The following is a 23459-nucleotide window of genomic DNA, read 5'->3' as shown; positions in this document are numbered from 1 at the left end:
GTAATAAGTTAACTTTAGAAATTTCATTGTTTCTAACGGAAAAATATCAGAAGAAAGTTCACCTTTACTAAGTTGAATAAAGTCTTTGTTTGATTCGATTTGCTTTCTTCGTAATTATGTAAAACAAATCCAATAAATTGTTCTAAATAACGAATTAATCTCAAGATTGTATCTTCATGAAAAATATCTTTATTATATTCGAAATTACCACAAATCGTTTTGTCACTTTCTTGTTCAATAAATAAGGTCAAATCAAACTTGGCCGTATTCTTTTCTAAGCTACAAGGAGACAATGTTAGTCCATGTAAATCAAATTTATTTGTAGAATTCCCCAAAAAAATTGCTGCATCTTGCTTACTAGCTTTTCGCAACGCAAATCCAGTTTGAAAGACAGGTGAGTAACTAACGTCACGATTAGATTCTAATTCTTTCAACATCATAGAAAAAGGATAGTCTTGGTGTTTCACACACTCCTTTAATTCATCATTAAGAATATTTAAAAGTTCCTCAAACGAATAACCATCCTTGAAATGAATTCGAATAGGAAGCATATTAACAAAATATCCACAAGCATTACGAAAATTTTTATTTCGTCTACCAAATCTAGGTGTCCCTACTATGACTTCATTTTGTCCTGAATAACGATGTAAAAAAGCAAAGTAAAGGGATAATAAGACTGTATTAAGAGTAAAACCTTTTTTATCACAGAATTTAAGCAAATTCTCACTAGTCTCTCTACTTAGGTGAAAAGGTACTAATCCTCCCTCATATGAAGGAACCGGTGGTCGCTTCTTATCAATCGGCAATTCTAATGCCGGTATCTCACCTTTAAGTTTATTTTTCCAAAATCCCTTCGATTCTTCTCCAATTTCGCTTAACAATAAATTTTCTTGCCAAGAAACGAAATCTGAATATTGAAACAATATGGGTTTTAAGTCGTAATCAGTTCCTTCTTTTAAGTGTTTATATATTGTTCCAAACTCATCTAATATTAAGGATATAGACCAACCGTCAGTAGCAATGTGGTGCCATACTAGAATCAAAATATAATGATCTTCAGCACAGCGAAACAATCTCACTCTAAAAGGTGACTCATTTTCCAATACAAAAGGTTTATATGATTCTTTGCGCAAATCTCTCTTAATAGAAGACAATTCTCTGGTCCCCACATCAATAACTTCAAAATCCAAACCTAGCTCACTATAAACTTTCTGTACAGGATCCTTCTCCATAACAAAAATAGATCGATAAATCTCATGACGTTTGATAATTTCAATAAAAGCTTTTTTTACAAGTGAAACCTCTAATTTTGAATAAACATGCCAAGCAAATGGTTCGTTATATGAGGATTTATCTGGATACAAACAATACTGCAAAAAAAAGTCCCTTTGTCCTTTTGATAAAGGAATAGTTTTAATAAGCTTTTTATTTCCCAATCTATTCACCCCTATTAGATTCCATGCAAAATACAACTATTAACATTTCTACAAAACTCAAGATATTATACTAGGAATTTATTACACATCTAGGCATTCAAAACAACATTTACACTTATTTAAATCCTTTCTACTACTAGTCGACTTTCTTCATCTTTTTTCAATAGAAATAATTTTCCTATTTGAATTGATTTCTTTAATGCTGTGATTAACTAAGGTGCATGAGAAATTGAAGAATGTATTATTGCTAATACTGTAATTTACAAAATAAAAATAGCTTTAGATATTGAAAATCAAATTTTGATTTTTAATATCCGAAAACCTCATTAATTATATATTAATATCTCATAAAAGAATGTCGAAATTTGGAATATATAACAAATCTTGAGATAAATTATAAACCTCATTAAAATTCTGGTTCTGGTGCAAATACTTAGGAAAGATATAAAGAGGCGAAAAGTTTCCTAGTGGAATCTAGTCTTAAGCAGCACTTCCAAATAGTTGATGGATGAACTTCACTTGATTTTGGACAGACTTGTCCAGTAAAACAAGTTGCCCTTTTTTTACCATATGCATAGCTTCTATTCCAGAAATAATGGATGTAGCTGTGCGAAAGGATTTCAATCCTAACATCGAACGAACTCGCTTTTTAATAAAACGATGATCTTGTTCCACTATGTTATTGAGATATTTCACTTGCCTTAGTTGGATGCCTAATGGGGTTCTGGTGCAAAGATAATCAAATTTAAAAAGAGAACGGCAGATCCCGTTAGGAATCCCCTGTTATGCGATGAGGCCGAAGAGATTATTGATAAGTTGTATCTGATTTTGGACAGACTTGTCTCCTTGGAGAGTTTGTCCTTTTCTAATCATATGCATGACTTCGATGCCAGCAAGTGTTTTGCCGGCTGTTTGAAAAGACTGAAATCCAAGCATATACCGAACTCTTTTTTTGATAAATCGATGGTCTTGTTCGCCCATATTGTTTAGATATTTTATTTGCCGTAATTGGAGTCCTAATGGTAAGTCCCTTGCTTTTTGTGATTGTTTCACGGCTTTTGGATAGGCAGGATTTTTATCAACTGTGAGCACACGAGGTTTTGAAGTATGACAAGAAGCTAAGGCCTTTTTGAAAAAGCGTTTAGCTGATTTTGCTTTTCTATTTTTACTTAAATAAAAATCAACAGTGTTTCCTTCGGAATCCACAGCACGATACAAATACATCCATTTTCCTTTCACTTTGATATAGGTTTCATCGACACGCCAGGAATCATTTGTTTTCTTCAAATGACGACGAATACGTTTATCTAGTTCCGATCCATATCGATGAACCCAGCGCATAATCGTTGTATGGGCAATGGATAAACCACGTTCCTCCATCATTTCTACCAAATCGCGATAGCTTAAACTGTACCGGAGGTACCATCTAACTGCTAACAGAATCATCTCTGGCTCAGAATGTTTCCATTTAAAATCCACTGCTTTTATCATCATCATACACGCCCTTTATTTATGAATATTTTCAGTGTACACAACGACAGTGTTTTTTGCACCAGAACCCTCCTTCTTTAATTTACGCATTTAAAAAATTACAGAGGATAGACTTTTACAAAAATACCTTTCATCAAAATGAACTATTTTTTCTGAAATTTCAGAAAAAATATCGTAAAAATGTTGATGATGTGGTAAGATTATAGATGAAAAAGAGTATGAATTCACGTTGTAGCGTGAATTCATAAGAAAGAAGCCAATTTGTATAGAAATTGGCTTCTTCCTTAAGTTCGAATAAAAACAGAATTGTCTTTAAATCTTTATTAGGGGAAAGTTTTAAAGAAGAATTCAGCTTGGTTATAGTTTTACATAATTGTTATATAAAGTAAATTGATATTTTTTGTGCCGAATATTCATAACGTTAATCCAAAGTATATCCATATACAAATAAATAATTGATGAGTTTTATAAAAGTCAGGAAAGAGAAAACTGGTTCTGTTGCAAAGTTTTCTACATATGAAGATACACCCTAGAAAACAGGATCTAGGAGAATCAGGCATGAGATATTTTAAAGGAAAACAATTCAAGAAAGATATTATTTTAGTAGCCGCCCTGTACTACTGCCGTTTTTCTTTAAGTTATCGCGATGTCTCTGATATCCTGAAAGAACGTGGTATTTCAGTTCACCCAACAACCATCATGCGTTGTGTTCATGAATATGGAAATTTGATTTATCAAATTTGGAAGAAGAAAAATAAATCAGCACATTTCGTATGGCATTTAGATGAAACCTACATCAAAGTCAAAGGAAAGTGATGTTACCTCTATCGTGCGATTGATCAAGAAGGGTACACCTTGGATATCCAACTTCGTAAAACAAGGGATCATCAAGCCGCCTATATGTTTATGAAAAGGTTAGTGAAAGCTTTTGGCGAACCAACGGTTCTCACAACAGACAAGGCTCCTGCCCTACTTTGTGCGTTCAAAAAACTGAAAAATAACGGTTTTTATGTGCAAACGAAACATTGCGCCGTTAAGCATTTCAATAATCTCATCGAACAGAATCATAGACATATCAAACGACGTTTTTCCAAATCCGCAGGATTTCAAAATCTTCGTCATGCTTCATGTACCTTGAAAGGAATCGAAACCATTCATGCTATATATAAACGAAACTGCAGTTTACAGCCAAACTGCGGTTTTTCAACGTACAAGGAATTACACAAATTATTAGTCACTGCTTAAATGGTTCCTCTCATTTATCAACACCTGTTTATGCTTTTTGAAACTTTGCAACAGAACCCCTGTTTTTCAGTGTGCAATGAATTAAGAGATTTATTTATAGTTGCATAATAAGTACTCCCCAATCGTTTATCTAGTTTGATGTTAATTAACTTTGCAACAGAATTCTAAAAAGTTATATTGATAAAAAATAAGAAAATTATATTTATATTTTGTTCTAAAGGTATTGTTTTATATGGATTTTGCAAATTATTACAATGATTCTTTTAGAGGAAACTAGTCTTTGCTTATAATATTTAGCTTAATATGACCATTTTTTAATGATAATTATCTGTTTTTTATTGATAAAATTCTAAAATATAGTATTATTTTCAAAAAATTGTTATTATTTATTTGAAATAAATTAAATCGACTTAAAGAAATTTGAAGTTTTAAAAAACAAAATTATGAAAATATGTATAATTTTGTTTTTTTGTTTGGTTTTATTATACTTTTCTGATATAACAAAAAACAATTATTTAACAGTTTTCCTTAATTTTCATGAAAAAATATCAAACTGGATGAACTGTAAACTATAACTATACTTGGAGGAAAAGTCATGTATGCAAAAATTATTGAAAATAAGCTCGAATCTTTGAAAGAAAGCGGACAATATCGAGAATTTGTTACAATTAATCGGATGCGTGGCCAATATCCTTTAGCACAATTGAATGGCCAGAAAGATGGGCAACCAGTTGTCGTTTGGTGCAGCAATGACTATCTAGGAATGTCTCAGCACCCAGTAGTTACCGAAGCAATGCATGATGCAATTCGAGCATTTGGTGCTGGTTCAGGCGGATCTCGAAATATAGGTGGTACACATTACCATTACGCTGCACTTGAATCTTCACTTGCGGAATGGCATGGTAAAGAAGCCGCATTAGTTTTCCCTACAGGATATGGCTCGAATGATGCAACATTACAATGTTTACTTCGTCTATTTCCAAATTGCATAGTATTTTCTGACGAACGAAATCACGCTTCAATTATTAATGGTATACGTAGCACTCAAGTCGCACGAGCGATATTTAGACATAATGATGTTGACCATTTGGAAGAGTTACTTGCAGCTCAACCACATGATCGAGCAAAAATTATTGTGTTTGAATCAGTATACTCAATGGATGGCGATATCTCACCGATTCAGAAAATTGCGGATCTTGCAGATAAATATAACGCTTTAACATTTCTTGATGAAGTACATGCAATCGGTATGTACGGTCCTCGCGGAGCAGGAATAGCTGCTGAACTAGGTCTTGTGGATCGATTGGACTTTATTCAAGGAACAATGGCAAAAGGTATTGGAGTAATCGGGGGATACATTGCAGCTTCATCATTACTAATTGACGCTGTTCGTTCTTTTGCATCTGGTTTTATTTTTACAACATCCTTACCACCAGCTGTTGTCGCGGCCTGTCATGCTAGTGTGGAACACTTGAAATCTTCAGATAACGAGCGGAACGCTCTACACCAAAAAACTAGCATGTTAAGAGAAGCACTTGCTCAAGCAAATATTCCGATAATGGACTCAAGTGAAACGCATATTCTCCCTGTACTGATTGGTGATGCAAAAAAATGTAAAGCTGCTGCCCAACGTCTACTTGAACAATATCACGTCTATCTGCAACCTATAAATTCACCAACGGTTCCTATCGGCACAGAACGCTTCCGAGTTAATGTTACACCAAATCACACTGAGGAACAGATAGCACAACTGGCCGTTGCATTAACAGAAGTTTTTAATTATTTCGATATTCCTTTTGCACAGCAGAACGAAGTGTTACACGTATGACAATTTTTATGTACATCTTCTGCTTAATAGTTTGGGGATTGAACTTTATTGCAGTAAAAATACAAGGTACTCCTGTAAGCCTTGAATTGTCATTAACCTATCGCTTGGTAGGGGCTGCACTAATGTTTATTGTCCTCATGTGCGTGGTGCGTCCAAATGGTAGGCCTTCTCGTAAAGATGTTTTTCCCCTTGTTACTTTTGGGGTGTGTAACTTAGCTCTAAGTTACTTGTGTTTATACTACGCGACAATTTGGATTTCTGCTGCACTAGTAACGCTGCTGTTTTCACTGAAGACAGTTCTTACACCAATTGCACTTCGTATATTTCTAGGCGAGCGTCTTCATCCTCGAATTCTAATCGGGGGAATAGTTGGTATTGCAGGTGTTTCTATATTAGTTTATCCATTACTAACACAGGGCTCTAGTACAAGTGATCTAAAAGGAATAGGCCTCGCATTGTTTGGTACTATACTTACAGCTATTGGTGACGCAGCTTCCGCTCGAAATGCACGACGTGGTATTAATGCTGTTTATTCGAATAGTGTTGGCTTTGTTGTGGCTTCGATACTTTTACTTGCTGTTTGTACCTTTCAGGAACAGAACTTTACACTACCAACGTCCGTTTCTTATCTTGGAGCTTTGGCATTTTTAACTGTATTTGCTTCCTTTGGGGCATGGATGTTCTATCTCAAGCTAGTAGAACGAATCGGTGCATCAGTTAGTAGTTATATGGTGGCACTCTTTCCGGCAATAGGTGGAGTTGCCTCTGTTGCGATTGGAGATTCTACACCTACTCTCTATTTACTGTTCGGATGTTTATTTAGTTGCATTGGAGCAGCAATTGCACTAGGATTTCGCTTACCATACAGGAGTCGGAATGTTATGAGAAATGAAAGCCCAGGGAATTAAAAAATTCCCATGGGCTTTATTTATAAAATATAATACTGTTTCCTTATAGTATGAACAGATCTACAGGATTTCTAGTGTAATTGTAAATAAGGCATAACTACCTAACAAATTGCATTCTCTATTTACTGATTTTTTAAATAAACATGATCGCTCACCTTCAATAATGATAAATAAATCAATACATTTTTTTATTAAAAATTATTGTTAAAAATATCAAAAAACTCTTTATATTGAATAGATATCTTAATAAAAGGATGGATCGCTTATTATAATCCGTATTTTCATTACCTTTCAGTTATGAAATATTTTCTTAATACAAAAACATTTTATTAATGCATCCCTACTACTAATATTAAGGAGAAAGGATAATCATGAAATATAAATCAGTATTTGATATTATGGGTCCTATTACTATTGGAACACCTAGTGCTAATGGAGTAGAAGCAACAAAGATAGGACATATTGTTCGTCAACTATTTTTAAAGACTCCAGAAAAAATCGAAATTTCTTTATATGGGGCATTCAAAAAAACTGATTGCACTTTTGGGTCAGACGTAGCACTTGTTGGTGGTATTTTGGGCTTTGAAATGGATGACTCATTATTCTCTAAAGCACTTACAATTGCAACAGAAAGAGGAATTACAGTTAATTGTATAGAAGAGATTGCAAAACCGTCTTATCCCAATACAGTAAAGATTACTTTATACAAAGGTGAAGATAAAATTGAGATGATTGCTTGTTCGGTTGGTTGGGGAAAAATCAAAGTTATTGAGATTAATGGTTTTGATTTGAATTTAAATGAAACAAGATCAGCTCTTCTTATTATGAACAATGATCATTTTGGTACCATTTCGTCTGTAACTTCTATATTAGCAACACGTAAAATTAATATTAATATGATACGTGTATCGCAAAAGGAAAAAGGAAAAATATCTCTATTGGTAATTGAAACTGAGGAACTATTAAATCATGAAGTAATTGAGGAAATTAAAGGATTACCAAAGATTTATCAAACACTAGTCTTAAGTTAGACAGTTCTATCAGCATGTCCAGGTTTTAGAGATTAATTTGAAATCGACAATATTCCTAATTTTACTGTGGATATTTATGATGGAATTAGAATGAATAATTAAATGCATCAAGTAAAATAGCCCTTTGTTATGTTATCTGGAGTAGTTATAAAAAAGGTCCCCTTGGAAGGAGACCTTTTTTGTTGCGTAAACATCTCTTCAATAAAAGTGAATTGTTAACAAAATCCACCTTTTACTAACGGCAAAATAACGATTTGAAAAATGCGATTTATCAGTAAAAGTTACACGATTGTTGAATCCTGGTTCTTATTTGTCACGAAAGCGAACGTCTATGTGACAAGCGAAAATGAAAACTTAGATAAATGAAGGAGTTTTATAAAAAACAAAAAATCCAATTCAATATAGAATTAGGAATAAAAGTAAGTCTGTGGCCTATTTCTACAGGTATCTCGGCTGAACCCCTAATAATTATTAATACAGAATTAAACCTGTATCCATTGAGCATTTCTTCCTCTTGAAACTAACTTTATATGACCAAGCGACTGCAAGGAAGCTAACGTCTTACTAATTGTACTTTCGGCTATGTCTGGATAAGCGTTACGAAGGTCCTCTTTAGTAAAAGGATTTTTGGGGTTAAGTATAAAATTTTAAATTTGCTCAACTTTAGTATGTTTACATACAGAATCCAGAATTGACCGATTCCTAATGTACTCAGGAACCGGTAATATTCGTATATTTACTAAAGAAATAAGATTCCTCCAAGTATTACACTTTTTTTTGAAACTTTGTTGTTCTTTGTTTCGCCCAATTGATACACTTCTTTTCAATTAAATGATACGATAATACAGAACAAAGTATTGTCATTGTAATACATAAGATAAGAAGGAACAGGATAGGTATCTTTGTATACAAAAGTTTAAATAGTACCATCATGATTGGAAAATGACATAAATAGATACTATATGAAATTTCTCCTAAGTATACAAATACACTCTTATTTAAAATAGCTTTTACTTTTAGGTTACTCATAGCCATTATAATCAGTATACTAACACCAATTACGACACCCCAATCTTTTAATAAGAAAGTAGTATCATTACGAGAAAACCCAAAAATCAAAATGGAATATAAATATAGAATAAGCCCTAAAGTAGTAAGAAGTTTTCTTTTTAAGTTTTTCATATTCCTATATAAGTAGATAAGTCTTTCCAGATGCTTAAAAAGTAACATTCCAACCATAAACATAGATGTGAAATGTAGTGTATCGGCATAACCATTATAAAATCCCTCAGCTTTCCCAATATGCAACATATTAAGGAAAATACTAATTAAAGAAAAGCTCATAGCAAATAGTATCGTTTTCTTCCAACTCTGTTTATAAAAAAGAAGGAATAACAAAGGAAACGCAATAGATATACGCATTTCTTGAGCCAATGACCAGATAACCGGATTGTAATTTTCTGTAAAAAAGTTATTAAGAAGCACAAAGTGATTGATAATATCTAATTTTGTTATAGACCCTTGCCACCTATCATAGAACCAATCCCGTAGTCCTGTCACTTCATACGGCGAAAACAAAATAAATAAAGCAAAGGTGATGAATATCCAGAAATAATAAGGGATATAGATTCGTACAAATCGCTTAATTAAATATCCCCAATAATTTGTTTTCGAATGATAAAGTGCCATAGATAACACAAAACCACTGAGTACATAAAAAATGATTACAGCTTCCCCGCCAGCCCATAAAAACCTAAGCGGGGAGAATTTAATTGAATTAGGCAACGATGGTAGCATTAAACAAAAATGTCCAACTACCACTGTAATAGCCGCTAATCCACGTATTGAATCTAATTCTTTTATTCTCTTACTCATAAAATGTTCTCCTTGTATATTGCAGATTTTGCTGTTAATAAAGGCCACTGTACTAGTGTAGTGGGAGAATTGTACATATATACGTATAGGATAGAAGGAACTATTAAAATAAAAAGTGGGGTAAACTTTAAATTTTTATTAAATTTTTGAACTCTCTTCTTTTGGTAATCTTACTTGAAATATTGTTCTTATCACATTACTTTCAGCAGAAATCGTCTCATTATGCTGCTCGACAATATTTTTAGTAATAAATAATCCAAGACCTGTACTGGCTTGTTTCTCTGTTCTTGCTTTATCACCTGTATAAAACATATCAAAAAGATAGGATAAATCTTCTTCTGGAATGCTATCTCCGTAATTAATAGTTTGTACGACAACCTCACGGTTCTATTGCAAAGTTTTAAAAAAATTAAATGACTCCAACAATAAGTTATACATATTATGCGATTGTAAATGACTTGTGTAATTCATCATACGTCGAAAAATCGAAATCTGGGTTCAGATTTCAGTTTCGTTTATATAAAGCGTGAACGGTTTCAATTCCTTTCAAGGTACGTGAAGTATGACGAGGATTTTGAAATCCTGCGGATTTGGCAAAGCGTCGCTTCACGTGTCGATGGTCCTGTTCTATGAGATTATTTAAATGTTTGATTGTACAATGATTTGTATGTTTATAAAAGCCGTTTTCTCTTAATTTTTTAAACGAGCAAAATAACGCTGGTGCCTTGTCTGTTGTTAGAACCGCTGGTTCTCCAAAAGTTTTCAACAATCTTTTCATAAAGGCATATGCAGTCTGATGATCTCGTTGTTTACGAAGTTGAATATCCAGTGTGTGTCCATCTTTATCAATTGTACGATAGAGATAACCATATTCATGAACCCAGCGCACGATAGTTGTGGGATGAACCGACACACCACGTTCCTTAAGGATCTCAGATACATCTCGATAACTTAAAGAAAAACGACAGTAATAGTCAACGGCTACCAAAATAATGTCTTGTTTGAATTGTTTTCCTTTAAAGTGACCCATGTATCATTCTCCCCTATCATATTTTTTCTAAAGTTTATCGGAGTGTCAAAATCTTTGCAACAGAACAATCAATGCCCTCACTTGAGAGCATTGATTGTAACCTTGGCAGCCTGCGCGATTAGTTCATTATCATAAGTAGCATCTTCCTTATCTCGGCTGGACAGAATTGCGATGATAATGGGTGCTCTATTCGGTGGCCAAACGATGGCAATGTCATTTCGTGTTCCGTAGCTTCCGGCTCCAGATTTATCATCGACTTCCCAATCTTTTGGTACGCCAGAGCGGATGAGTTTGTCTCCTGTAGCGTTTCCACGCATCCAATCCGTAAGGATTTTACGTTTGTCAGTTGGGAGCGCATTTCCGACCGTGAAAGCCTTAAGATCGGTAGCAAGTGTTTTTGCTGTACTTGTATCACGAATGTCTCCCGGAATAGCTTCGTTTAAATCTGTCTCAAAGCGATCAGCCATGGTAACCTTATCACCAATCTGTCTAAGCGCTTTTTCAAATCCTTTAGGTCCGTCTAGTTTCTTGAATAAAAGGTTCCCCGCAGTGTTATCACTGTAACGAATAGCAGCCTCCGCAATTTCCCCAAGAGTCATACCGGTATCCATGTGTTTCTCTGTAATTGGTGAATACTCGACTAGGTCATCTTTTGTATAGGTGATAACTTCATCGAGTTTGTCAATTGAATTTTGCTGTAGCACTGCTCCTGCAGCCAGAGCTTTGTAGGTAGATGCGTAAGCAAACCGTTCATTAGGTCGATAGGTTACTGTCTGATTTGTCCCAGTGTCGATAGCATAGACACCCAGTCGAGCGTCAAACTTTTTCTCGAGTTGCGCGAACTCTCGATGAGTCGCATGATTTGCATGTTTAGTTTTCTCTGCTTTTTCTTTTGCTTTCACCTGCAATGGTTCCCCTGTAAAAAGTTTTACACTTGCAAGACTTAAACTTAGTATTCCAACACACATTCCTATTTTTATCATCCTCGTACTTTTCAAAATAATCAATCCTTTCATCTTTTGTAATATAGAAAATGGATGTCAAATTGGATACAATGTATCTAATTTAAGTACCAGTTTTTAAAAGTACACTTAATAGACAATTCGAGTCATGATTTTGTTCCATAATTTATAAAAAATAATTAACTTTAAGATAAAACAGAGGTTTCTGTTGCAAAGTTTGAAAAAAGCACAAACAGGTTGGTAAATGAGGAGAAATGTTTAAGAAGTAGCTAGTAATTGTTGAAGTTCATTGTACGTTGAAAAGGCGGAGTCTCCTTGAAGACTTCGCCTTTGTTTATATAGAGCATGAATGGTTTCAATACCTTTTATCGTACGTGAAGCATGACGAAAATTTTGAAATCCTGCGGATTTAGCAAAACGTCTCTTTACATGCCTATGATCCTGTTCAATAAGATTGTTTAAATGCTTGATTGTACAATGGATTATAGTTTGATAAAATCCTTGTTTTCTTAATTTGTTAAATACGCAAAGTAATGCCGGCGCTTTGAAATGGACTATATGAAAATCCAAATTGAAGTATTGATCTACTCTTTAAAAGGTCGATATATAAAACTCGCTGGGTATCCAGATGCTCCTGATGATGAGATAAAAGCGGGAAGGCAAATTATTATTTTCATTGAATTTATAAAACAAATAGCCGGTTAATATTTCTTAAATACGATTGGGTTCAGAGACTAAAATTGTTTTAATGGAATTAATATCTTTTCTTTCATTAGTAGTTGAATCAAACCCCATTAAGTTACCAATAGCTGTATCAAAATTTTCAAGTGCTACTTTTTCCGTAATTAAATTCGATAATTCTGGAAGGTCTATAGCGCAGGATAAAGCCTTTTCCATCATATGATGTGCTTCTCCGGTTCCAATAATTGTAATTCCTTTTGATAGTAATTCAAACGGTTTAACTTTGAACTCATAGGTATCATCAAACCCCATTGGAATAAGCCTTCCACCTTTTTCAATAAGCGGATATGCCCAGTCTAGTTGATTACCTATGGCATCAAAAATTACATCGAACTTTCTTCCTTGATTAATCCGGTAGATTTCTTCTAAGGTGAGTTTTTGCGGATGATATACATATTTGGTTATTTTTCGTGCAGCTTCTGTTCTAAAGGGACCAATTTCTGTGGCAACTGTAATTCTAGAAAGTTTTCGAGCAATCATCTGAACTAATAGTCCAATCGGTCCAGACCCTAAAACTAGAACGGAGTCATCTGGTTTTATATTAGCTTTTTCTATAACGCTAAGGACACATGAAAGAGGTTCAATTAATGTAGCTCTCTCCCATTCCATTGATTCAGGTAATTTGTAAATAAATCTATCTTCTCCAACATAATATTCTCCAAAAGTCCCATGAGAACCGATTCCTAGCTGCCATTCATCGAACTCTTCGCAATAGCATGTTAAACCTTTTCTACAGTAATAACATTTCCCACAAAACTGAGTAGGATCAATTACGACACGATCTCCTACGGTTACATTTCTAACCTCTTCCCCTATTTCCACTACGACTCCAACCGATTCATGTCCCATAACCATATTTGGAGCAGCATACATCTTCCCTTTTAGTACATTCAAATCGGTCCCGCAAATCCCAGTACCATAAATCCTGACTTTTACGTCATTATTTTTTTGTATTTGAGGTTCTTCCACTTCTTTATATTCTAATGTTTTATTTTCAGTCCATACCAATGCCTTCATACTTTTCCTCGCTCCCTTTCCAATTAATTTGTTCCAATAAATTTTGGTGTAATTCTTTGGTAGAAGCTGCTATACATGATTGCTGGTTAATATAACTGAGATCTGTTAAAAGAGTTTCATCTAAAGAATTACCATATGCGTCAGTAATAATAACTCCTGCTTTTTTCGCTAGAAACACACTGGCAGCTATATCATATGGAAAGAGGTGTAAGACTTGACCATTTCCTACTCTTTGAAAATCTGGTAACAAATCTGGATAATCTTTTAGAAGTCTATTCCCGATATCTACATATGCATCCATTTGGCCTGTAATAATTCGTGAAATAGAATAAGATGCACTATTAAATATAAATACGCCACCATTATTTGCTGACTCATCGATTAGATGTCCATAAGATTCAATCATTAAGTTAGTAGGATGACCATTAAACTCAAAACTCCAAAACATATTCTTAATGTCTTTGCCCTGGCTTAAGTTTGGTAATTGGCTATTATAGCCTTCAAATTCTATAGAATCTGAAAAAATATCACTATACATGTAATTACCTGTTTTAAGTTCCATTAGAAACGCATATTCAATATCTTTAATTTTAGAATTGTCTTTGTATTTTGCTAGAGCAATAGAAATACAAGACATTTCAAGTCCTGCAGCTGCAGGACGAGTACCATCAATCGGATCTACAATTAAAATATATTGTGGATTTTCTCCAAAAATCTTAAGACCACCATCTTCAGTATAGAATGCAACAGGTTCTTTCTTATCTGATATATAATCAAGGACCGCATTTTCTGCTGCAGTATCAATATTAAACTGTGCATCTCCACCTGGAGAGTACCCATTAACTATACGGTTTTTCAAAGTTCCCTTTTGATTTTTCACCTTATTATATACGTATTTTCCTAACTCAATAATATAGGTTTTCACTTGATCTCCTCCAATAGATGAGTTAATTTATAACACAGTTCTTCTGCCTCACTTAGAGTAATAGTAAGAGGTGGACGAATTTTAAACACATTTCCGTATCCATATCTAGATGTTCTGATAATTATGCCATGATCCATAGCACGTTTTGCAATATGATTTGTAAGCTCAACATCAGGTTCATTATTATCTTTTACTATTTCAACCCCAATCATTAAACCTACACCTCTTACATCTCCAATAAACTTAAATCTTTCTTTCATTTTTTCTAAACGTGCCATAATATAATTTCCAACCACAGTCACATTTTCCAAAAATCCAGGTCTTTGTAATATATCAATTGTGGTACATGCTGCTGCAGATGCCATTACATTCGATCCATAAGTAAAAGAATGATGGTGACCAGGCATACCCACATACTTCTCTTCAGTAAGGATAGCTGCAACTTGGAATCCAGTTCCACCTAAACCTTTAGCTACTGTCATCATATTAGGTTGTACATCAAAGTAATCAGCAGCAAACATTTTACCTGTTCTACCAAATCCCGTTTGTATCTCATCAAAAATTAATGCAATATCGTGTTCTTCACATAATTTTTTCAACGATTTGAAATATCCCTTAGGTGGAACAATATTTCCTCCATTTCCTGATATCGGCTCAACCATAATAGCTGCAACATTCCCTGTACTTGCATATTCAATAAAATCATTAATTCTCTCGACACACAGCATTCCACAAGAATCAGATTTTTGATTGTAAAAACAACGCAGGCAATAAGGATCTGGGACTTGCAATCCAAAGGAAAATTGAGGTGGGAATGGTTCTCTTCGAAAAGCATTTCCTGAAAGGGCTGACATCATATATGTTTGTCCCAAATGGCTGCGGAATAAAGAAATAACATCACGTTTCCCGGTATTGTATTGTGCCATTTTAATAGCGCCTTCATTCGCCGCTGAGCCACTGCTAACTTTTGGGTGTGCCCTTGTGAGATTGCTAGGAGCAATTTCAACAAGTTTCTCTGCTAATTTATTTACAGGGTCTGTTTGATAAGATGAAGTAACATGAATAAGATTATCCATTTGATTTTTTACTACATCAATCACTTCTTTATTGCTGTATCCTAAATTCAAATTAAATGTAGCTGATGCGCAGTCAAAATATTTATTTCCATCCTGATCGTAAAGGTAGATACCTTCCCCTCTCTCCATAACGACATTGTCTACTTTGTAATACAGACTGTCAGGGTTTGTTAAACTTTTAACTTTACCATTCATTTTTACAACACTCCTATTATTTTAGTAATGTTAAAATTTATGTGTTAGGGGGCCCAACCTAACTAATAATGGATTATGACTGTATTTACTATGCACCACAATTTGAAAATTGTTATTAAATAACAGTCTCATAATATAATGTGAAATATCCGTACTACAAGTTAAATTAAGGTAAATTATGTTGAGAAAATAAAAAATACAAAATTTTTAAAAAAAACATAAAAAAAGGTAGTATAATTAAAAATTGTTAACATTAAAAATTTAAATTTTGAAATTTTAATTTTTTCTATATAATAATATTGGTAATATCTAGATATTAGAGGTTTATTATATGCAATTGATTTAAACAATAAATATATTATTAATAAGGAGGAGAAATAGTTGCTAAAACGTTTACTTTGGATAAGCTTCTTTTCGTACATGTTAATCGCTTTTACCTTAGTTATCATTGGTGCAATGCTACCTGAAATTCTAATTCACTATAAGCAAAATTATAGTAATGGTGGTTTACTCATCTTTGGTCAATTTGTTGGTTTTTTACTTGGTGTACTTAGCATGCCTATTCTAGTTAGAAAACTAGGACGTAAAAATGTAGTTCTCCTGGGTTTAATTATGATTAGTCTTGAGCTTTTTACATTTTTTCTACCAAATTGGTATTTTCTTTTTCCATTAGTCGGATTAGCAGGATATGGAGCTGGATTAGCGGAATCTTGTATTGGCACAATCATTTTAGTTACATTTCAAGAAAAACAAGCCACAGCAATGAGTAAACTAGAAGTTGCGTTTGGATTAGGTGCACTATTCATGCCACTTTTCTCCAGCGTACTTATAGGTAAGGGTATTTGGGAATATGCATTTTTGATATTAGGATTGAGCTCATTTTTAGTTATGCTCGGATGGAAGGTATTGTCTTTTGGTGAAGTCGATGAATTTCTTATAAAGAATACCAATACTAATACATCTGTTAATAAAACAACTGGTTCTTATACTAAAAAGACGTTTTTAATCATTACATTTTCTGCGATATATTTCTTCTGTTATGGTGGAAGCGAAGTATCTATTGTTCATTTTTTGCCTTCAATTTTCATGGAAGAGTGGGAAGTCCCTAATTCTCTTGCAACACTGACTGTAACTGTTTACTGGATGGCAATGGTAATAGGGCGTGCGTTAACAGGTGTTATCTCTGAAAAGCTTACCTATAACACGTTTTTACTTTTAATTAATATTGGAGGCCTAGTTGTACTTATATTGCTAGCCATTAGTGGAAATGTTTGGTTGGGTTTCTTTCTATGCTTCTTTCTGGGGTTATTTATGGCAGCAATGTTTGCGATTGCCTTAATTATCACAAACCTATATTTTCCTGGACAAACAGAAAAGACAACCAGTATATTATTAGCTACCAACGGTCTTGGTGGCTCATTAATTCCAATTATTATAGGACAGAGTATGGATAAGTACCCTGCTCAAATTACTTTTTGGCTATTTGCCTGTATAATGTTAATAATGTTAATATTGATAATTGGAATTCAAATTTTGGGAAATGCTCGTTTATCAGTTATACGAGAACATGATAATAATCATAAAATTTAGATTTAGGGTTCTGATGCAAATATATGAAGAAGAACATGGATAATAGTAGATTTCTAGTGGAATCGTATTTTATACTATAAGTCCAAATACTTGGTGGATGAACTTTTTCTGGTTTTGGACAGACTGATTCTGTAAATCAATCTGTCCCATTTTTTTCTATATAACAAGATGTAAGTAGTCCAATATAAAAAACCATTATGCAAAAGGAAACACCTACGCAGAACCGTAGCTTAGGTGTTTCCTTTTTGTTTATAGAGCATGCTCGGTCAGTCATATTCCTATAAAAATAGTAAAAAACATAAAATCAGACATCTTTTGAAAAATATTAAAGACTATTTCAATAATCACCAAAAAACGGTACATTTTCTATATAAATACATTTTAAGAGGTGATTATATTGAAAAGTTCCTTTAGCTTATTATTGGCTGTTGTGGTGGCATGAACAATGGCATTGGGTGTAAGTGACTCAAATTTACATGCGGATTCTCCTCCCAAAGAAAAATTTCCGTAACAAATAGTATCAAAAAATCTTGGAAAGCAAACAACAGTAAATTTTGAGAGCTATATAAAATCACATCCCATTTCATCTAAAATTTCAACTCAATTGTATCTGCTAAGACACATAAATATGGTGATTTTACTTTCTTATATAAACTACTAAATCAGGAGTAATTGTATCCGCTCTGTACGAAAACTACCTAGAAATACAACTTATATATATCATTTGTAAAATGGAATTGAGCAAAGATGAAAAGTACATCAAAGTTGATGTATTAGTAAAGTAAATTTCATAGAATTATAGGATTGTTTCTGTACTTTACGAAAATTAATTTTTTAAAGGAGCCGAAAAATGAGCCGAAAAAGAAAGATATTCACTTTTATATCCGCATTTGGTATAGGTTTAGCAAGTTATACTAATTGTACTGCTGCAGAGGTTTTAGACAACACTTCATTAAGAAATACTGGAGACATAATAAATACTTCTACTACATCAAACACTCTTCAAGTAGCAGCTGTTGCTAAAGAGATGAAACCCTTTCCACAGCAAGTAAACTACTCTGGTATTATTAAACCGAATCATGTTTCGCAAGAAAGTTTGAATACTTCAGTTAAAAATTATTATAATAATTGGAAAAATAAGTATCTAAAGAATGATCTTTCTTCACTTCCAGGTGGTTACTACGTCAAAGGAGAGATTACAGGAAATGCAGACGGCTTTAAACCGTTAGGAACTTCAGAAGGACAGGGTTATGGTATGATAATCACGGTTTTAATGGCAGGTTATGATTCAAACGCCCAAACTATTTATAATGGCTTATTTAAAACAGCGAGAGCTTTTAAAAGTTCCGAAAATCCCAATTTAATGGGTTGGGTTGTAGCCGATAGTAAAAAAGCTCAAGGGCATTTTGATTCTGCGACAGATGGGGATTTAGACATTGCTTACTCACTTCTTCTTGCTCATAAGCAATGGGGGTCAAATGGCACAATCAACTATTTGAAAGAAGCTCAAAATATGATTACAAAAGGTATTAAGGCTAGTAATGTGACCCAAAATAATAGTTTGAATTTAGGTGATTGGGGTTCAAAGAGTACATTTGATACTAGACCTTCCGATTGGATGATGTCTCATTTAAGAGCTTTCTACGAATTTACAGGAGATAAAACTTGGCTTAATGTTATTGATAATCTCTACAATACTTATTCACAGTTTACAAATAAATACTCGCCAACTACAGGATTGATTTCTGATTTTGTTGTGAAAAATCCACCACAGCCTGCGCCTAAAGACTTTTTAGATGAATCAAAACATACCGATGCATACTACTATAATGCGAGTCGTGTACCACTCCGAATTGTTATGGATTATGCAATGTATGGAGAAAAGAGAAGTAAGGTGATTTCTGATAAGGTCGCTACGTGGATTAAAAATAAAACAAAAGGTAACCCATCTAAAATTGTGGACGGTTATGAACTAAATGGAACAAACATTGGTGATTATCCAACAGCTGTGTTCGTTTCACCATTTATTGCTGCTGGTACAACTAACAGTAATAATCAAGCGTGGGTTAATAACGGATGGGATTGGATGAAGAATAAAAAAGAAAGCTATTTTAGTGACAGTTATAATTTATTGACCATGTTATTCATAACTGGTAATTGGTGGAAACCGACACCCGATGAAAAAAACATACAAAATCCAACAAAGTCAGAAATTCAGTCTGAATATAAGGAATAGAATCCATATGCAGTATTTGAACTACTCCCACTTCTATAATTGGGAGTAGTTCTATGAATACTGAAAACCTGCTTTGGTACAAAAACTCTAAAACTTTTGCAAGTAAATCTCCTAAACTTGGACATACTGATAGTAGGACTCTAGAAAAAGATGTGTGATCAGCATAGAAAAAGGAAAAATTGTTCAAATGGAACCTTTTTATTTTTGATTAAGTAAGTGCAGATTAATTCTATTTCGAATTGCTTCTTTAATAAATTCTTCGATGGAACTGTTTGTTTCTTCTACAATTTTTGTTATAGATTTATACTCGTTACTTGTGAGAGTTACCGGCTTTGTTACGGTATTACTATCTAAATACACACTATTATTAACACGTTGTATCAGTTTTCCTTCTATTATATAGGGTGCTAAACTATCCATCCATTCGGTCTGCATTCCAGATGATAATGATACTAAAGATTGACGAATATCAAAATACCAAAATTCATCTTCTACTGATATTTTTAAGTTTCTCGGAGACACATACTGTAATATGAGATCAATAAATCGAAAAATATCACTTCGTAATTGGTCAGATTTAGGGAAACGGAATTTCACAAATCTTTGATGATGACTTCGCGGTTGATCAGATAAAACATAGGCAGGCTCATATCCTACTTTTATTGCATCCCCTAATGTCATGTCATTCCCAAATTCATCACGAAGTATTATATCTCCACGTTTTGGAATCGAGATAATACGTGCTAACGTATTCCCTTTCATAAACCTTTGTAATAATACTACATTATGCTTTTGTGAGTATGTATAGATCGTATTTTTTCGCTCTATTTGTTGTACTAATTCACGGATGTCATCTTCTTTTACAAATTTTGTTTTACGATTACGATGCTCCTGTATAGTACAAGCTAACTCTCCCTCTTCTACCCATTTTTCGAGTTGATACATACTGATATGATACTCTTTGCTTGCTTGATATAAAGTAATTCCTTCTACCTCAAGTTCTTCTTTTAATTTCTCTACCTCTTCCCTGTTAAATAAAAAACTTCCATCTAAACGCCATGTATCCTTATTAATTGGATTTAGTTGTCCCTGTTTCATTAAATTATTAAATGTGAAGTGACTAATATCTAAGTACTCTTTTACCTCATTCGTGGTCATATTTATTTCATATGTACTAAGCATTTACGTTCCCCCTAAGATTCCATTTATATATATAAGAAATAATATTATTATGTAAATTATAATTTATAAAATAGATAATTTAAATTTATTATAACATAAATAAAAAGTAAACTATTTAAATTAGTATCTAATAACGGGGTATAATTTATAATTAAATTCATTTTTATTATAGTATAAAACGAATAAATAAGAATAAATAAAAGTAAACACATAATAACTATAGAAAATGTGCAATTTTCTATGGTTATTATGTGTTTACTAATAAATTAATTTAAATTTATTTACACAACTAGTTTCACATGTATATAGGTTATAATAGTAATAGAATGTAATTCCGTTAGGAGTTGATGTATGATGAAATTTGAAATAAATCCATTACATAATGATAATTCTTTAAAAATTGTTGGAAAACAAAAACATGACTTCGCAAATATAATTGCAATTTGGAATGAAGATATTCTCAAAAAAGCGGAGCACAGAAAAGAAAACAATGAACGAGAAGATAAACAAACGTATGATTGTTTTTCTGATGAGGAGATACTGTACTACTATTTAAACCGACAAACTCATTTTGATAAGGAAAAACGGATAAAGGATAATTCACGTGTTTTATATGCACGTGATCTAAGTCAATTCTATTTTTTTATTAAACAAAGCAAAGAGTTTCTGCAGCAAGATGTAAAAGATTACGAAGATGGTCGTGTATGGAGGAATCTACGAAAACGTCATATCCGTAACTATCAGAGGTGGTTGTCAGAAGAGGCAGTTTCCTATCAATCCAAGGAGAAATACAAACCATCCACAATCAGTAGAAAGCTAGGTGTAATTCGTTCCTATTTAAAATGGCTATATGGAATCGGATATATTCAGGAGCCACTACATGTAGAAGTATTAAGTACCACAGTAGGCAAGCATCATAAACCAAAGAGGGATTTATCCTATGACGAAGTAAAGCAGTTACTTCGCTATTATCAGGATAACGAGATTAATTATGCTTTATTATCTATTCTTGCGACAACGGGGTTACGTGTCGCGGAAGTTGCTCATGCGAAGTGGGAAAACCTTGAATTTGATTCAATACGTGATCGGTATTACTTGACTGTAGATACAAAGGGTAATGGTGAAAGAATTGTTTCTATTAATAAGGAGATTTTTCATCGTATTGTTGCTTTTCGTATACGCCGACGACTTCCTATTAATATAGGTAATAAAAATGGTGGTACCATCTTTCAAACTAAAAATCATACAGCATATCGAGAAAATTATTTATCTCAGTACATTACAAAGATTATTAAGGATACGGAGCTATCGTTTACGAAAGATATTAGAATAACGCCTCACTTCTTTAGACACTTTTATGTACAGTACTTGTACGATTACAAAGAGTTACCACCACATCTTATCGCAGCCGCAGTAGGTCATAAAGATGATAGAACGACAAAAGAAAATTATTTAAAGCAACGTTTAATTAAGGATAAGGATGCGGGGAATTTAATTGGTGAAGATGAATTTTAATATGTAATTAATACATATTAAATTCAAAACAATTAAAGGTGAAACTGATATTGGTTTCACCTTTAATTGTTTTAAATATTTATACTGCATAGACTTCAATTTTTGTAGGATTAGAAAAGCGACGTTCTAATTCCTTTTTGATTTTTTCAATAGCAAAGAAAGCAGAAGATGCATATACAGTGATTCCTTTTTTTATAAAAGTATTACCCGTTATTAAAATGTATCTTATTGAATATGATGAAATCACACTCTCACCCTTTCACATATCTATTATATTTAATATATATGCTGACAGATGTGGATATATTCTCAAAAGATATAAGGGAAGTAGACAAGTGGTATGAAAGTTTTTTTTTACACCAAAACTAAAGAGCCGCTTCTGAATAGATATAGGAGCGGCTCTTTGAATGTAGTTGCTGGATTCATTGAATTTCATGCATTATAATACTATCTTTCGGATTTCTTCTGTACTTAGACCTGTGAATTTCGCAATGTCTGCTAACGGCATACCATTCTTATGCATACCACGAATTAATTGTGCACGCTCAGCTAATTTACCTTCTTCTTTACCTTCCTCATGAGCATGAGCTATTTTAGCTTGTTCATCTAGAAGTACTTTCTCACGAGCTTCATAAGCTGTTCGGAAAGAAGAATCATGGCTCATATTTTCCCATTTATTTATTGCCTTTTGTAAAATTGGATCTTGATTCATCGCAATCTCCTCCAATGTCTGAGTTAAGTGTTCATCTTCATGGGCTGGTAACAATAACATCCAACGGACAAATGTATTTTCCCATGGATTTACTTTTTCTTCACGCCATTGTTTCACTAATTTTGGAATCTCTACAAAATGGATTTCAATATCGTCACTTAAAACCTGTTGTGTTTTCGAATTCCATAATTGTCCGATGGTGTGAAATGAGTCTTCATAAGAAAATAATATGAAATCTAATAAGTTAATGGTAATTGTTTTCCGAAGTGAACGATATGGCATACCTTCTTGCATTTGGGATGTATAGAGCTTACTCCAATAGTATAAAGAGCGTTTTACCATATCATGTGTATTTCGGAGGTCGGGTAAGTCGGAGTCCTCACGGACCCTTTCTCCCCTCAGAACCGGACTTGTCCGTTTCCAAACATCCGGCTCAAGCCTTCTTTTTATCCAAAACAGCTGGT

The 23459-nt window shown here is 33.4% G+C and carries 16 protein-coding genes and 9 pseudogenes; 8 read left to right on the top strand and 17 right to left on the bottom strand.

Translation table 11 applies throughout. The features are described 5' to 3' along the window. Positions 1 to 21 precede the first annotated feature (21 nt). The 4 genes and pseudogenes from ORL93_RS28555 to ORL93_RS28540 form a co-directional block, all read right to left on the bottom strand. Positions 22 to 102 (bottom strand): annotated as a pseudogene (locus ORL93_RS28555) (hypothetical protein); the annotation flags it as partial. Between the two features lie 53 nt (positions 103 to 155). Then, a pseudogene (locus tag ORL93_RS28550) lies at positions 156 to 1445 on the bottom strand (condensation domain-containing protein); the annotation flags it as partial. Positions 1446 to 1916: 471 nt separating this feature from the next. Further along, a pseudogene (locus ORL93_RS28545) lies at positions 1917 to 2156 on the bottom strand (DDE-type integrase/transposase/recombinase); the annotation flags it as partial. 63 nt (positions 2157 to 2219) lie between these two features. Next, on the bottom strand, positions 2220 to 2927 hold the full coding sequence (locus tag ORL93_RS28540; protein ID WP_265960129.1) for an IS6 family transposase: 708 nt from the start codon (positions 2925 to 2927) through the stop codon (positions 2220 to 2222). Positions 2928 to 3485: 558 nt separating this feature from the next. Between ORL93_RS28540 and ORL93_RS28535 the strand changes: the two are divergent. From ORL93_RS28535 to sdaAB, 4 genes and pseudogenes are all read left to right on the top strand, one after another. Next, positions 3486 to 4172 (top strand): annotated as a pseudogene (locus ORL93_RS28535) (IS6 family transposase). 595 nt (positions 4173 to 4767) lie between these two features. After that, a complete protein-coding gene (gene hemA, locus ORL93_RS28530; RefSeq protein WP_265960128.1) occupies positions 4768 to 6000 on the top strand; it encodes a 5-aminolevulinate synthase in 1233 nt (410 codons plus the stop codon). Continuing rightward, on the top strand, positions 5997 to 6908 hold the full coding sequence (locus ORL93_RS28525) for a DMT family transporter (RefSeq protein WP_018767850.1): 912 nt from the start codon (positions 5997 to 5999) through the stop codon (positions 6906 to 6908). Before hemA ends, ORL93_RS28525 begins: the two co-directional genes overlap by 4 nt. 371 nt (positions 6909 to 7279) lie before the next feature. Beyond that, positions 7280 to 7939: an L-serine ammonia-lyase, iron-sulfur-dependent subunit beta gene (gene sdaAB, locus ORL93_RS28520; protein WP_265960127.1), complete on the top strand. Its 660-nt coding sequence runs from the start codon at positions 7280 to 7282 to the stop codon at positions 7937 to 7939. A gap of 482 nt (positions 7940 to 8421) precedes the next feature. Here the strand turns inward: sdaAB and ORL93_RS28515 are convergent. From ORL93_RS28515 to ORL93_RS28490, 6 genes and pseudogenes are all read right to left on the bottom strand, one after another. Then, a pseudogene (locus ORL93_RS28515) lies at positions 8422 to 8634 on the bottom strand (Fic family protein); the annotation flags it as partial. 70 nt (positions 8635 to 8704) lie between these two features. Continuing rightward, positions 8705 to 9862, bottom strand: a complete 1158-nt coding sequence (locus ORL93_RS28510; RefSeq protein WP_265960126.1) for an acyltransferase family protein — start codon at positions 9860 to 9862, stop codon at positions 8705 to 8707. A gap of 90 nt (positions 9863 to 9952) precedes the next feature. Next, a pseudogene (locus tag ORL93_RS28505) lies at positions 9953 to 10201 on the bottom strand (ATP-binding protein); the annotation flags it as partial. A 121-nt stretch (positions 10202 to 10322) separates the two neighbouring features. After that, positions 10323 to 10844, bottom strand: a pseudogene (locus ORL93_RS28500) (IS6 family transposase); the annotation flags it as partial. Positions 10845 to 10921: 77 nt separating this feature from the next. Next, entirely contained in the window at positions 10922 to 11860 is a 939-nt protein-coding gene (gene bla / locus ORL93_RS28495; protein WP_265960125.1) for a class A beta-lactamase, read from the bottom strand. Positions 11861 to 12064: 204 nt separating this feature from the next. Continuing rightward, positions 12065 to 12352, bottom strand: a pseudogene (locus ORL93_RS28490) (DDE-type integrase/transposase/recombinase); the annotation flags it as partial. A gap of 12 nt (positions 12353 to 12364) precedes the next feature. On the opposite strand from ORL93_RS28490, the gene ORL93_RS28485 reads away from it, so the two are divergent. Continuing rightward, on the top strand, positions 12365 to 12511 hold the full coding sequence (locus ORL93_RS28485; protein ID WP_265960124.1) for a hypothetical protein: 147 nt from the start codon (positions 12365 to 12367) through the stop codon (positions 12509 to 12511). Between the two features lie 6 nt (positions 12512 to 12517). On the opposite strand, the gene ORL93_RS28480 is transcribed toward ORL93_RS28485, so the two are convergent. From ORL93_RS28480 to ORL93_RS28470, 3 genes are read right to left on the bottom strand one after another with little or no spacing between them, the layout of a single operon-like run. After that, on the bottom strand, positions 12518 to 13564 hold the full coding sequence (locus tag ORL93_RS28480) for a zinc-dependent alcohol dehydrogenase (RefSeq protein WP_265960123.1): 1047 nt from the start codon (positions 13562 to 13564) through the stop codon (positions 12518 to 12520). Further along, on the bottom strand, positions 13542 to 14489 hold the full coding sequence (locus ORL93_RS28475; RefSeq protein WP_098927644.1) for an inositol monophosphatase family protein: 948 nt from the start codon (positions 14487 to 14489) through the stop codon (positions 13542 to 13544). The genes ORL93_RS28480 and ORL93_RS28475 overlap by 23 nt, the downstream gene beginning before the upstream one ends. Continuing rightward, the gene (locus ORL93_RS28470) at positions 14486 to 15760 is read right to left on the bottom strand and encodes an aspartate aminotransferase family protein (protein WP_265960122.1); all 1275 of its coding nucleotides are present in this window, start codon (positions 15758 to 15760) and stop codon (positions 14486 to 14488) included. The genes ORL93_RS28475 and ORL93_RS28470 overlap by 4 nt, the downstream gene beginning before the upstream one ends. 381 nt (positions 15761 to 16141) lie before the next feature. On the opposite strand from ORL93_RS28470, the gene ORL93_RS28465 reads away from it, so the two are divergent. Beyond that, positions 16142 to 17350 carry an MFS transporter gene (locus tag ORL93_RS28465; RefSeq protein ID WP_098161517.1) on the top strand — a complete coding sequence of 403 codons (1209 nt, stop codon included), beginning with the start codon at positions 16142 to 16144 and terminating at the stop codon, positions 17348 to 17350. 69 nt (positions 17351 to 17419) lie between these two features. On the opposite strand, the pseudogene ORL93_RS28460 reads toward ORL93_RS28465, so the two are convergent. Continuing rightward, positions 17420 to 17503 (bottom strand): annotated as a pseudogene (locus ORL93_RS28460) (IS6 family transposase); the annotation flags it as partial. 697 nt (positions 17504 to 18200) lie between these two features. Between ORL93_RS28460 and ORL93_RS28455 the strand changes: the two are divergent. Next, positions 18201 to 19586, top strand: coding sequence for a family 8 glycosyl hydrolase (locus ORL93_RS28455; RefSeq protein WP_097795799.1), 1386 nt, complete (start codon positions 18201 to 18203; stop codon positions 19584 to 19586). A 198-nt stretch (positions 19587 to 19784) separates the two neighbouring features. On the opposite strand, the gene ORL93_RS28450 is transcribed toward ORL93_RS28455, so the two are convergent. Beyond that, positions 19785 to 20768, bottom strand: coding sequence for a ribbon-helix-helix protein, CopG family (locus tag ORL93_RS28450; RefSeq protein WP_097795800.1), 984 nt, complete (start codon positions 20766 to 20768; stop codon positions 19785 to 19787). Between the two features lie 354 nt (positions 20769 to 21122). Here ORL93_RS28450 and ORL93_RS28445 point away from each other — a divergent pair, with 354 nt between their 5' ends. Next, complete coding sequence (locus ORL93_RS28445; RefSeq protein ID WP_265960121.1) at positions 21123 to 22283, top strand: tyrosine-type recombinase/integrase; 1161 nt, start codon at positions 21123 to 21125, stop codon at positions 22281 to 22283. Between the two features lie 79 nt (positions 22284 to 22362). Here ORL93_RS28445 and ORL93_RS28440 read toward each other — a convergent pair whose 3' ends face one another. Beyond that, positions 22363 to 22530 carry a hypothetical protein gene (locus tag ORL93_RS28440; RefSeq protein ID WP_018783210.1) on the bottom strand — a complete coding sequence of 56 codons (168 nt, stop codon included), beginning with the start codon at positions 22528 to 22530 and terminating at the stop codon, positions 22363 to 22365. Between the two features lie 192 nt (positions 22531 to 22722). Next, positions 22723 to 23459 (bottom strand): Rpn family recombination-promoting nuclease/putative transposase (locus ORL93_RS28435; protein WP_323055356.1); only part of this gene is annotated, 737 nt, incomplete at its 5' end.

This window comes from Bacillus sp. DHT2 (genome assembly GCF_026241455.1).
Classification (GTDB): domain Bacteria; phylum Bacillota; class Bacilli; order Bacillales; family Bacillaceae_G; genus Bacillus_A; species Bacillus_A pseudomycoides.
The sequence above is the reverse complement of the archived record's forward strand: the minus strand, read 5'-3'. Positions and strand labels throughout refer to the sequence as shown.

Bases quoted from the DNA above. Each gene is read 5' to 3' on its own strand.
- ORL93_RS28470 (WP_265960122.1), bottom strand. From the start codon at position 15,760: ATGAATGGTAAAGTTAAAAGTTTAACAAACCCTGACAGTCTGTATTAC.
- bla (WP_265960125.1), bottom strand. From the start codon at position 11,860: ATGAAAGGATTGATTATTTTGAAAAGTACGAGGATGATAAAAATAGGA.
- ORL93_RS28525 (WP_018767850.1), top strand. From the start codon at position 5,997: ATGACAATTTTTATGTACATCTTCTGCTTAATAGTTTGGGGATTGAAC.
- ORL93_RS28485 (WP_265960124.1), top strand. From the start codon at position 12,365: ATGAAAATCCAAATTGAAGTATTGATCTACTCTTTAAAAGGTCGATAT.
- ORL93_RS28540 (WP_265960129.1), bottom strand. From the start codon at position 2,927: ATGATAAAAGCAGTGGATTTTAAATGGAAACATTCTGAGCCAGAGATG.
- sdaAB (WP_265960127.1), top strand. From the start codon at position 7,280: ATGAAATATAAATCAGTATTTGATATTATGGGTCCTATTACTATTGGA.
- ORL93_RS28445 (WP_265960121.1), top strand. From the start codon at position 21,123: ATGAAATTTGAAATAAATCCATTACATAATGATAATTCTTTAAAAATT.
- ORL93_RS28450 (WP_097795800.1), bottom strand. From the start codon at position 20,768: ATGCTTAGTACATATGAAATAAATATGACCACGAATGAGGTAAAAGAG.
- ORL93_RS28455 (WP_097795799.1), top strand. From the start codon at position 18,201: ATGAGCCGAAAAAGAAAGATATTCACTTTTATATCCGCATTTGGTATA.
- hemA (WP_265960128.1), top strand. From the start codon at position 4,768: ATGTATGCAAAAATTATTGAAAATAAGCTCGAATCTTTGAAAGAAAGC.
- ORL93_RS28480 (WP_265960123.1), bottom strand. From the start codon at position 13,564: ATGAAGGCATTGGTATGGACTGAAAATAAAACATTAGAATATAAAGAA.